Origin of the sequence: Cellulomonas sp. (assembly GCF_015234515.1) — a bacterium.
Lineage (GTDB): Bacteria > Actinomycetota > Actinomycetes > Actinomycetales > Cellulomonadaceae > Cellulomonas.
In genome coordinates, this window is the sequence record NZ_JADGMY010000018.1 from 12181 (window position 1) to 24502 (window position 12322).

Here is a 12322-nt window from a genome sequence, read left to right on the forward strand (position 1 = left end):
TGATCCAGTTGCGGGTGGGGGTGCGCTGGATTGCACTCTCGCGCTCTGGGGTGGGCGGTCAGGGGTGGGGCGTGCGGACCTTGCCCGCGAGGTGGAGGCGGCCCGTGCGGGGGTGCCAGACCGTGAACTCGTGCCCGCCGTCGGCCGGGGCGACGCGGACGTCGGGCGTCGCGGGCAGCAGGACGGGCGCCGCGAACTCCACCGACCACGTGAACGCGTCACCGCGCGCCGCGCCCACGTCGGCCAGCGCGCGCGACGCGGTGTACATGCCGTGCGCGATCGCTCGCTTGAAGCCCAGCGCACGCGCGGTCAGCGGGGACAGGTGGATCGGGTTGCGGTCGCCGGACACCGCGGCATAGCGGCGGCCCACGTCGGCGGGCAGCTCCCAGCGGCCCGTGCGCACGGGGGGCGTGAAGGCGGGACGCTCGGAGTCGTCCCGCGGGGCGTCGGGCAGGCGCACGCCCTTGGCGAGGTACGTCGAGACGCCGCGCCACGCGACGTCGCCGCCGGACGCGACCTCGGTGACCAGGTCGACCTGCGTGCCCGACCGGTGCGGGCGTAGGTCCTGCGCCCACGCGCGCACGGCGAGCCGCTCGCCCAGCGCCAGGACGCGGCGCTGCTCCACGCGGTTGGCGAGGTGCACCATGCCGAGCAGCGGCAGCGGGAAGTCGGGGCGCACCATCAGGGCCATCGCCACGGGGAACGCCAGGACGTGCACGTACCCGGCGGGGAGCGCGTCCGTCGCGGGCTCGTGCAGCAGGTGCTGGTAGGCCGTGAGGTGGTCCGCGTCGGCGCGGACGTCGTCGACGACGTACGTCACGTCGGGGAGCGTCCGCGTCCCGGGCCGGGCCCCGCCCGTGACGCCCAGACGTGCGGAGGCGACCAGGCCGCGCCCGTACAGCCCGCCGAGCGCGGGGACGCGCGGTAGCGCGACCTGCGTGGCCGGGGCGGGCGACGTCACCGGCCCACCATGTTCTGCCCGCACACGCGCAGCGTGCGCCCGACGACCCCGCCCGCCGCGGGCGACGCGAGGAACGCGATGGCCTCGGCGACGTCGACGGGCTGCCCGCCCTGCTGCAGCGAGTTCAGCCGGCGCGCGACCTGCCGCGTCACCGCGGGGATGCGTGCCGTCATCTCCGTCTCGATGAAGCCCGGCGCCACCGCGTTGGCGGTGCCGCCGAACGGCGCGAGCAGCGGCGCGGTCGCCCGCACCATGCCGATGACCCCGCCCTTGGACGCCGCGTAGTTGGTCTGCCCGCGGTTGCCCGCGATGCCGGACGTCGACGCGAGTGACACGATCCGCGGCGCGTCGACGAAGTCCCCGGACGTCAGCAGCGCCTCGTTGATGCGGAGCTGCGAGGCGATGTTGACGGCCAGCACGGACGCCCACTTGTCGTCGCTCATGTTGGCGAGCAGCTTGTCGCGCGTGATGCCCGCGTTGTGGACGACGATGTCGAGGCGGCCGTGGCGGGCCCTGGCGTGCTCCAGGATCCGGTCGCCCGCGTCGGGGGCGGTGACGTCGAGCTGCAGCGCCGTGCCGCGCACGCGGTTGGCGACCTGCGCGAGCTGCTCGCCTGCGGCGGGCACGTCGACGGCCACGACCGTCGCGCCGTCGCGCGCGAGGACGTCGGCGATGGACGCACCGATGCCGCGCGCGGCACCCGTGACGACGGCGACCTTGCCGGCCAGCGGCTTCTCCCAGTCGGTCGGCAGCTCACCGGCGTCGGAGTCGACCTCGAGCAGCTGGCCGTCGACGAACGCGGAGCGCGCCGACAGGAAGAACCGCAGCGCCGCGACGACGCTCGGCGCGGTGACCGGCACGTCCTGCGCGACGACGACGCCGTTGCCCGTCGCACCGTTGCGCAGCTCCTTGGCCAGGGACCGCAGGAACCCGTCGACGCCCTGCCGGGCCGCGGCGACGGCGGGTGCGTCCGAGTCGAGCGCCGGGCGGGACACCGTCACGACGCGCGCGCCGCGGCGCAGACCCTTGAGGGTCGACGCGGCCGCGAGCACGGGTGCCGTCAGGTCGTCCGGGTGCTCGACGCCCGTCAGGACGAGGACGACCGCGGCGTACCGCACGTCGGGGGACGGGTGCCGGTGCACCTCGAGGTCCCAGCCGTCGAGGACGGCCGGTGCGTCGCCCGTCGGCGTGGCGCCGCCCGCGGGGGACGACAGCAGCGACGCGAGGGCGTCGGCGTCGGGTCCCGAGCCCAGCACGAGCGCGGGCCCGTCCAGCAGCGGCTGCCCCGGGCGGTGGCGGCGCAGCACGGCGGGCCGGGGCAGGCCGAGCTGCTTGGCGAGCTTCTGGGTGAGCCCGCTGTTGACGAGCTCGAGGTAACGGTCGGACATCGCGACTCCTGCATCGTCGGTGCGGGTCTGAACGGCTGGGTCGGGAGGGGGAGTGACTGGATTGCTCTCTCACGCCCCTGGGGTGGGGGTGGGCCGAGGGGTCGGGAGGGGGCGGTGACTGGATTGCACTCTCACGCCCCTGGGGGTGGGGGTGGGCCGAGGGGTCGGGAGGGGGCGGTGACTGGATTGCTCTCTCACGCCTTTGGTGGGTGAGAGAGCGGTCCAGCGTCGCGTCAGGCGGCTTCGAGGAGGGCTGTCAGGCCCAGGCCGCCGGCGGCGCAGATGGAGACGAGGGCGCGGACGGGGGAGTCGTCCCCGGCGGCGACCTGCGCCGCGCGCCGGGTGTGGAGCTCCTTGGCGATCGTCGCGATGATCCGGCCCCCTGTCGCGGCGAACGGGTGCCCGGCGGCCAGCGACGACCCGTGGACGTTGAGCCGCGCGGGGTCGACCGTGCCGAAAGCGCCGGGCAGGCCCAGGCGCCCGCGGCCGAACTCCTCGGACTCCCACGCGGCGAGCGTCGTCAGCACGGTCGACGCGAACGCCTCGTGGATCTCGACGTAGTCGAGGTCCGCCAGGCTCAGGCCGTGGCGGGCCAGCAGGCGGGGGACTGCGAAGACCGGTGCCATGAGCAGCCCGTCGACCCCGTGCACGAAGTCGACGGCGCCGGCCTCGGCGTCGAGGACCGCGGCGAGCGGCGTCAGGTCGTGCTCGGCGGCCCACTGGGCGGAGCCGAGCAGCACGGTCGACGCGCCGTCGGTCAGCGAGGTGGAGTTGCCGGCCGTCATCGTGGCGGGGGCGTCCAGGCCCAGGCCGAACGTCGGCTTGAGCTTCGCGAGCTTCTCCAGCGAGGTGTCCGCGCGCAGGTTCGCGTCGCGCGTCAGGCCGCGGTACGGCGTGACGAGGTCGTCGAAGAACCCGGCGTCGTACGCGGCGGCGAGGCGCTGGTGGCTGCGCAGCGCGACCTCGTCCTGCGCCTCGCGCGTGATGCCCCACTGCGCGGTGGTCAGCGCCTGGTGCTCACCCATCGACAGGTGCGTGCGCGGCTCCGACGTGCGCGGCGTGGCCGGCGCCAGGTCCTTGGGGCGCAGGCGCGCGATCGCCTTGAGCCGCTGCTGCGGGGTCGTGGCGTGGGACAGGTCGAGCAGCACGCGGCGCAGCCGGTCGCTGACCGCGATGGGGGCGTCGGACGTCGTGTCGACGCCGCCGGCGATCGCGGACTCGAGCTGCCCGAGGCGGATCTTGTTGGACAGCGACACCACCGTCTCCAGGCCCGTGGCGCAGGCCTGCTGCACGTCGTACGCGGGCGTGGTGGCGGCGAGGGCCGAGCCGAGCACGGCCTCACGCGTGAGGTTGAAGTCGCGGCTGTGCTTGAGCACGGCGCCGGCGGCGACCTCGCCGATGGACTCGCCCTGCAGGCCGTACCGGGCGACGAGCCCGTCGAGCGCCGCGGTCAGCATGTCCTGGTTGCTCGCCTGGGCGTACTTGCCCCCGGCGCGGGCGAACGGGATCCGGTTGCCGCCGAGGACGTACGCGCGGCGGGGAGCCGGGTCCTGGGCTGCGGGCGGCGTGGACGGGGAGGTGCTCGGCTTGCGGGTGGCCATGTGGCGCTCCCTCTCGCATCGGCGTCGATGACGGGCGGACCCCGGGCCCTCGGTGTCGAGGGACGATGGTCCCGGAATGATGTCCGGAACTGACAGTACCTGATACCTTCGGTTTCGTGAGCCCCGTCACTCCGGGAGCGTCGACGACGACCTCCTCGAACCGAGCACGCGACGACGCGCCCGACCCGCGCGTGGTCCCGTCCCTCGCGCCGCCCGCCCCCGGGCGGGTTCCGGCGGACGACGACCTGCCCGTCGACGGCCGGTCCACCCGCTGGGCCGACCACCGCGAGGCGCGGCGCGCGGAGCTCGTCCGGGTCGCCCGCCGGACGGTCCACCATCGCGGCCCCGACGTCTCGATGGAGGAGATCGCCGCCGCCGCGGGCACCTCGAAGTCGATCGTCTACCGGTACTTCGTCGACAAGACCGCCCTGCAGATCGCGGTGGCCGAGCTCGTCGTCCGGCAGATCCGGGACGCCCTCGAGGAGGTGCTGCGCCACGCGTCGACGCCGCGCGAGGCGTCCCGCGCCATGGTCGCGGTCTACCTGGAGATGATCGAGGCGTCGCCGCACGTCTACGCCTTCGTCACCCGTGACGGCTCGGTCGAGTCCGGAGGGCCGGTCGGGCACTTCCTCGACGCCGTGACCGCGCTCGTCGCCGCACCCTTCGCGCGCGCCCTCACCGAGGAGCGCCCGGCCGACGACGCGCCTGCGGGCCCGGCGGCCGGGGCCGCGCCGGGGACCACCGCGAGCGCCGCGGCGCTCGCGGACACCTGGGCGGCCGGTGCCGTCGGGTTCGTCCGCGGCGCCGGCGAGTGGTGGCTGGCCCATCGCGACGAGCCCGGCACCCCCGACCGCGCCGCGCTGACCGCGCAGGTCGCCGCGTGGCTGTGGGCCGGGCCCGTCGGCCTCCTCGCGCGCGAGCACCGCACGCCGAGCAGCACCACCACCCCCATCAGCCCCACCCCGACCACCACCGCACCCGCCCACCCGGCGGACCGGCAGCCCACCGGCGGCGACGAGGCCGCCCGCACCCCCTGGGAGCAGCGATGACGACGACGACAGACCGCCCCGCCACCGGCGCCACGGTTCCGGCCACGTCCCCCCGCGTGGACGTCGCCGCGCTCGAGGAGCTGCTGCTGGGCACGTACGCGCAGCTGCGGCGCGAGTCGCGCGCCGTCGTCGGGGACCCGGCGTTCCAGAAGATCGAGGGCCTGCCGATGGCCGAGCACCGCGAGCGCGTGCTCGACCAGCTGCGGCGCCTCGAGGCGGAGCACGACGTGCTGCGGTCCTTCCCGGCGCACCTCGGCGGGGCCGACGACCACGGCGGCTCGCTCGCGAGGTTCGAGGAGCTCGTCGCCGGGGACCCGTCGCTGCAGATCAAGGCCGGCGTGCAGTGGGGGCTGTTCGCGTCCGCGATCCTGCACCTGGGCACGGCGCACCACCACGACACGTTCCTGTCCGACGCCATGCACCTGAAGGTGCCGGGTGCGTTCGCGATGACCGAGGCGGGCCACGGGTCGGACGTCGCGTCGATCGGCACGACGGCCGAGTACGACGCCGCCACGCAGGAGTTCGTCATCCACACGCCGTTCCGCGCCGCGTGGAAGGACTACCTGGGCAACGCGGCCGTGCACGGCACCGCGGCGGTGGTCTTCGCGCAGCTGGTCACGGCCGATCCGGGCGGCCCGCGCGTCAACCACGGCGTGCACGCCTTCTACGTCCCGATCCGCGACCCCCAGACCCGGGAGTTCCTGCCCGGCATCGGCGGGGAGGACGACGGCGTCAAGGGCGGCCTGAACGGCATCGACAACGGACGGCTGCACTTCACGCACGTCCGCGTGCCGCGTACCAACCTGCTCAACCGGTACGGCGACGTCGCGCCGGACGGCACCTACTCCTCGCCCATCAAGAGCCCGGGCCGCCGGTTCTTCACGATGCTCGGGACGCTCGTGCAGGGCCGGGTCTCGCTCGACGGCGCCGCGGCCAACGCCAGCAAGATCGCGCTGGCCATCGCGGTGACCTACGCCAACCAGCGCCGCCAGTTCGCGGGCGGGACCGCTGACGAGGTCGTCCTGCTCGACTACGGGCAGCACCAGCGCCGCCTGCTGCCGCTGCTCGCCGACGCGTACGCGACGTCGTTCGCGCACGAGGAGCTGCTCGCCGCGTTCGACGAGGTCTTCTCGGGCAGGGGTGACACCCCGGAGAACCGGGAGGACCTCGAGACGCTCGCGGCCGCGCTGAAGCCGACGTCGTCGTGGAACGCGCTGCGGACGCTGCAGGAGTGCCGCGAGGCGTGCGGTGGCGCCGGGTACATGGCGGAGAACCGGCTGACCGGCCTGCACGCCGACCTCGACGTGTACGCGACGTTCGAGGGCGACAACACGGTGCTCTACCAGCTGGTCGCCAAGCGGCTGCTCGGCGACTACGCCAAGTCCCTCGCCGCGATGCAGACGGACCGCGGCGACCTCGCGCGGTTCGTCGTCGACCGAGTCACGGACGCGGCCCTGCACCGGACACCGCTCGTGCGGGCCGTCCAGACGCTGGGCGACCGGGGTGACACGCGACGGTCCGTCGGGCAGCTGCGCGACACGCAGACCCAGCGTGACCTGCTGACCGACCGCGTCGAGACGATGGTCGCCCACGTCGCGCAGGCGCTGGCCCCGGCCCGCAAGATGAGCCCCGAGAAGGCCGCGGAGCTGTTCAACGCCCACCAGCACGAGCTCATCGAGGCGGCGCGCGCGCACGCCGAGCGGGTGCAGTGGGAGGCGTTCACGCGCGCGCTCGAGCGCGTCGAGGACCCGGGGACCCAGCAGGTCCTGACGTGGGTGCGCGACCTGTTCGGGCTGGTGCTGGTCGAGCGCAACCTCGCGTGGTACCTGGTGAACGGGCGGCTCTCGGCCGGGCGCGCACGCGCCGTGACGTCGTACATCGAGCGGCTGCTCGTGCGCCTGCGCCCGCACGCGCAGGACCTCGTCGACGCGTTCGGCTACGGCCCGGAGCACCTGCGCGCGCCCATCGCCTCCGGCCAGGAGCGGCAGCGCCAGGACGAGGCGCGGGCGTACTACCGCGCGCAGCGGGCGTCGGGTGACGCACCGGTCCCGGAGAAGCACCTGACGCGCTGACGCGGCCGGTCGAAGGTCGGCTCCGGACCTGACTCCGGAGGTCCGACGACATGAGAATCGCATGAGGTTCTTCTCATCGTTCGGGGGGCACTGCGGCCGTCGGTCTTGCCGCGCCGTGCGTCGCACGCTCGGGCCGACCTTGTGGGACGTGTTCCCACGGTCCTGCGGCGGGCCGGGCGGGGAGCCGGCGCCCGGCCCGGGAGCCGTCTCGCGATGCGGACGGCATCTGGCGGCTGATCTCGCCTGACCCCTTGGGTGTGGACCGGCCCGACCGCTGCAGGGGGCGGTCGCGAGGCGCGGTGACGGTGATGTCGGCGTGCGCAGGGGGTTCGCATGTCCGCACGTCCACGCAGGTCCGTCCTGCGCTCGTTCACCGCGACGGTCCTCGCTCCGGTGGTGCTGGTCACCGGCGTGGTGCTCGCGCCACCGCTCGCGGCGGCTGCTCCGGCGCCCGAGGCGCCCGTCGCGCAGGACGGCGCCGCGCCGGTCGAGCGGCCGCTGCCGCGCAACGCGGTCCGCGAGGGTGACCCCGCCGACGTCCCGGTCGAGCCGCCGCCCGTCCCAGTGTCCGAGCAGGCACCCGTCAACCCGCCGCTGCTGCCCGGCCTCGCGCGCCCCGTGGCGTCGCGCTTCAGCGGCCAGGCGCCGACGTCCGCTGCCACGGCAGCCGAGGTCCTGGCGGACGGCGGCGCGCGGGACCTCGTCGTGCGGCCCGGGTACCTCCTGGGTGACACCTCCCTCGTCGTGTACTTCGACGCCGACGTCGCGGACGGCGACCCCACGTCGTGGGCTCGCTGGCGCGCGACCGTCACCGACGTCGAGGCCGGCACGCAGCAGGTGTCCGCCGACCTGGGCCGCGAGGACCTGTCGCGCTGCGACGCGCCGCGGAAGTTCTGCCGCAGCTTCGGTGCGGCCGACGGCTGGACGCTCGACCCAGCCCGGCAGTACACGGTGACGGTCTCCCTGCTGGCCGACGACGGCACGACGCTCGACTCGCCGCCGTCGGCGCCCGCGAACCCGCGGACCACCGTCACGCCGCCGGAGCTCCCGGCCGCGCAGGCCGCGGGGTGCGCCTGCGCCAACGTGCTGGGCCGCACGGTCGACGGCCAGGAGCTGCGCGGCGCGCTCGTCAACACGGGTACCGGTGCGTTCAACCGCACCGAGCGCGACCTGACGATGACGTCGTACGGCATCCCGTTCGAGGCCGTGCGCTTCTACTCGTCGGCCAACACCGGCACGGGCATGTTCGGCGCCGGGTGGACGTGGACGTACGACGCCCGGGTGATCGTCCCGCAGGCCGGGGCGACCGCGGTGCGGGTGCGCGCCGAGGACGGCTCCGAGGTCGTCTACCAGCGCACCGCCGACGGCTACCAGCGGCCCGCCGGCGTGCGCGCCGTGCTGGCCGACCGCGCCGGCGGCGGCTGGGTGCTGACCCCGCCGGACCAGCGGCGCCTGACGTTCGACGCCGAGGGCCGGCTGCTGTCGGTGACCGACGCCCGCGGCCACGGGATCACGCTCGCGTACGGGTCGAACGGCCTGCTGTCCTCGATCACGGACGCGGCGGGCCGCGTCGTGCGGGTCGAGATGCGCCAGGACGTCCGCGCGATCAGCAAGCTCACGCTGCCCGACGGTCGCAGCGTCCAGTTCGACTACCAGGACGGCCGCCTGCTCAAGGTGCAGGACGCGCGGAACTACACCTGGCAGTACCACTATGACTCCGCGGGGCGCCTGGACCACGTGCAGGACGCGCGGGGCAAGCGCGACGTCGCCAACGAGTACGCGGACGGGCGCGTCGTGCGGCAGACGGACGCCTCGGGTGCGGTGACGACGTTCGCGTGGGACGCCGCCTCCGAGGTCGCGACCACGACCGACCCCGACGGCGTCGTCTCACGTGACGGGTACCGCAAGAACGTCCTGCTGTGGTCGCGCAACGGCAACGGCGACACCGTGACGTACCGCTACGACGAGAAGCTCAACGAGTCCCTCGTCGTCGACCCCGAGGGCAACCAGTCCGGCGCGCTGCACGACGCCGCCGGCAACCCCGTCGAGCGTCAGGCCCCGGCGCCGTTCGACTGGAAGGAGCGCAACGCCTTCGACGCGGGCAACAACCTGCGCACGCACACGGACGGGCGCGGCAACACGTGGACGTACACGTACGACGAGCAGAACGGGATCACCGGCCAGAAGGACCCCGAGCAGGAGGAGGGGTACAGGTACACGTACGAGGGCCGTGGCCTGCTCGCGACGCGCACCGACCCGCGCGGCAAGGTCACGCGGTACGAGTACGACGCGGCGGGCAACCGCACCGCGGAGGTCACGCCCACGGGGCGGCGCACCGAGTTCACGTACGACCAGACCGGCCGGCTCGTGTCGGTCGTCGACCCGCGGGGCACGGTCGCGGGCGCGAACAAGGACCAGTTCCGCACCCGCTACGAGTACGACCAGCAGGACCGGCTGACCGAGCGTCGTGACCCGGGCAAGGACGCGCCGGTCAAGACGACGTACGACGAGATCGGCAACGTCGTGGTCGTCACCGACCAGCTCGCCAACTCCTACCGCTACACGTACGACGACGCGTCGCGGCTGGTCACCCTCAAGGACCCGATCGGCAACGTCACCGAGTACACGTACACCGCCGCCGGGCGGACGGCGTCCGTCACCGACGGCGAGGGCAACCGGACCACGTGGACGTACGACGGGCAGGGGCGCGTCGCCACCGAGCGGCTGCCGCTGGGCAACGCGGCGCAGCGGTCCGGCGAGTCCGACGCCGACGTCGAGAAGCGGCGTGCCGCGTACACCACGACCTTCCGCTACGACTTCCGCGGCAACCTCGTGCGGGCCGAGCGCCCGGACGCCCAGGGCCGCCTCGTGCAGGTCGACTCGCGCTTCGACGAGCTGGGCCGCCCGGTCGAGCAGATCGACGAGCTCGGCGCGACGACGCAGATGTCGTACGACGCCGCCGGGAACGTCACGGGCATGAAGGACGAGGACGGCGACACCCTCGGCATGACGTACGACGGCGCCAACCGCCGCACGGGCGGCACGGGCGTGGAGTCCCCGGCGAAGATCGAGTACGACCAGGTCGGCAACCCGACGCGCCAGGTCACCGCGTCCGGCGGGGTCATCACGTGGGAGTACGACGACGACGGCCGCCCCGTGGCCATCACCGAGCCGCGCGGGCACCTCGAGGGTGCGGACCCGGCCGCGTTCACCACGAGGTACACCTACGACCAGGCGGGCAACCCCGTCGAGGTGCGGGACCCGCTGGGCAACATCACGCGCTCGTCCTACGACGCGGTCGGCCGCCTGACCAGCGCGACCGACGCTGCCGGCTCGGTCGTGCAGTACCGCTACGACGCGGCCGACCGGCTGCTCACGGTCCGCGGCCCCGACGCCACGGGCGACCAGCAGGTGCTGACGTACACCTACGACGCCAACGGCCAGATCAAGGGGCGTCGTGACCCGCTGGGGCACGAGACGAAGCTCGAGTACGACCGCGCCGGACGCACGGTCGCGTCGACCGACGCCATCGGACGGCGCAGGGAGTACGTGTACGACGCGAACTCGAACCTCACGCAGCTCGTCACGGCGCGCGTCGTCGAGGGCGACCCACGGCTCGACCCGAACCGCGAGGCGCGCACGGTCGCGATGCAGTACGACACGCTCGACCGGCTCGTGAGCCGCAAGCTCGGCACCGAGGGTGAGCTCTTCACGTTCGGGTACGACGCGAAGAACCGCCTCGTCTCGATGGCCGACCCGCGCGGCGTGCGGGAGCACGGGTTCGACACGACCGGGCGTCTGGCCGAGGTGACGCGCACCGACGTCGGCGGCGCGGTCGAGAAGTTCACCTACGGGTATGACGACCAGGACAACCTCACCGAGCGCACGTACCCGGACGGCACCAAGGTCACGGCGTCGTACGACGTCGCGGACCGGCTGACGTCGCTCACGGCGGCGGGTGCGGGTCGCTCGGCGACGTACGGCTTCGGGTGGGACGTGGCGGACCAGCTCACGTCCATCACGTTCCCGGAGTCGACCGGCCTGACGGAGGCGCGCGAGTACGACGCCGCCGGGCGCATGACGCGCGTCGCGACGACCCGCGCAGGGGGCGAGGTCGTCTCGGCGCACGACGTGGTGCGCGACGCCGTCGGCAACCCGACGCTCATCACGCAGACCCGCAACGCCGGGGGACCGGAGGTCGTCGAGGCGACGTCGTACGCGTACGACAAGGCGCACCGCCTGACGTCCGCCTGCTACGGCGCCCAGAGCTGCGCACCGGGGGCGCCGGCCGCCGAGCGGTACGACTACGGCTACGACCTGGTCGGCAACCGCACGTCGCACGCGGTCACCACCGCGACGGGCAAGGCCACGACGACGGCGACGTACGACGCGGGCGACCAGCTCACCCGCGAGCAGACGACCGTCACCGGGACGCTCTCGGGAATCCCGGACGTGGAGGCCGGGACGCGGGAGTTCACCTACGACGCCGAGGGCAACCTGACGTCCGACGGTGAGGAGACGTACGAGTACCACCTGGACCGCACGCTCGCCTCGGCGACATCGGACGGGGCGTCCACGACGTACGCGTACGACGCGGCGGGGATGCGGTTGTCGTCCACGAGCACGGACGAGGCCGGGGCGACCGGGTCGACGGCGTGGGCGTGGGACGTCAACGGCGGGCTGCCGACGATCGCGACGGAGACGCGGACCGGCACGGACGGGGAGGGCACGACGTCGTTCCTGTACGCGCCGGACGGGTCACCGCTGGGTCTGGCCGAGGGCGGGGAGCAGTTCTCGCACTACGTGCGGGACTGGCTGGGCGGGACGTCGGCCGTGGTGTCGGCGGGCGGTGCGGCCCAGTGGGCCTACGACTACGACCCGTTCGGTGGAGCACGCGGCACCGACCTGGAGGCCGGTGGCCGCCAGCTCGCCGAGGACGCGCCGGGCAACCCGATGCAGTTCACCGGTGGGTACCGCGACGACACGCAGTCGGGCCGGTACCACCTGCGGGCGCGCAACTACGACACGGGGACGGGTCGGTTCGACTCGGTGGACCCGGTGGTGGGTTCGGGGCAGGTGACGGCGGTGTCGTCGTACGCGTACGCGTCGAACCGTCCGACGGCGATGACGGATCCCACGGGCAGGGAGCCGCGCCCGCATCATCTCAGCGGGCCGCCGCCGCCGACGGCGACCGATCCGTACGTGACGCAGCGTGCGGCGGCGAAGAAGGCGGTGGCCGAGGCGGAGGCGT

At 74.1% G+C, this 12322-nt stretch carries 6 protein-coding genes; 3 read left to right on the forward strand and 3 right to left on the reverse strand.

Features of this window, described 5'->3' with window-relative positions:
- Window positions 1–58: 58 nt before the first annotated feature.
- The 3 genes from IR158_RS07860 to IR158_RS07870 form a co-directional block, all read right to left on the reverse strand.
- The gene (locus IR158_RS07860; protein WP_291811693.1) at window positions 59–961 is read right to left on the reverse strand and encodes a MaoC/PaaZ C-terminal domain-containing protein; all 903 of its coding nucleotides are present in this window, start codon (window positions 959–961) and stop codon (window positions 59–61) included.
- The gene (locus IR158_RS07865; protein ID WP_291811695.1) at window positions 958–2349 is read right to left on the reverse strand and encodes a 3-oxoacyl-ACP reductase; all 1392 of its coding nucleotides are present in this window, start codon (window positions 2347–2349) and stop codon (window positions 958–960) included. The genes IR158_RS07860 and IR158_RS07865 overlap by 4 nt, the downstream gene beginning before the upstream one ends.
- A 233-nt stretch (window positions 2350–2582) precedes the next feature.
- Window positions 2583–3950: an acetyl-CoA C-acetyltransferase gene (locus IR158_RS07870; protein WP_291811697.1), complete on the reverse strand. Its 1368-nt coding sequence runs from the start codon at window positions 3948–3950 to the stop codon at window positions 2583–2585.
- Window positions 3951–4195: 245 nt separating this feature from the next.
- Between IR158_RS07870 and IR158_RS07875 the strand changes: the two genes are divergently transcribed.
- The 3 genes from IR158_RS07875 to IR158_RS07885 form a co-directional block, all read left to right on the forward strand.
- Window positions 4196–4999, forward strand: coding sequence for a TetR family transcriptional regulator (locus tag IR158_RS07875; protein WP_291811707.1), 804 nt, complete (start codon window positions 4196–4198; stop codon window positions 4997–4999).
- The gene (locus IR158_RS07880) at window positions 4996–7071 is read left to right on the forward strand and encodes an acyl-CoA dehydrogenase (protein ID WP_291811700.1); all 2076 of its coding nucleotides are present in this window, start codon (window positions 4996–4998) and stop codon (window positions 7069–7071) included. The genes IR158_RS07875 and IR158_RS07880 overlap by 4 nt, the downstream gene beginning before the upstream one ends.
- 333 nt (window positions 7072–7404) lie before the next feature.
- Window positions 7405–12322: RHS repeat-associated core domain-containing protein (locus tag IR158_RS07885; RefSeq protein ID WP_291811702.1), on the forward strand; the 4918-nt coding region annotated here is incomplete at its 3' end.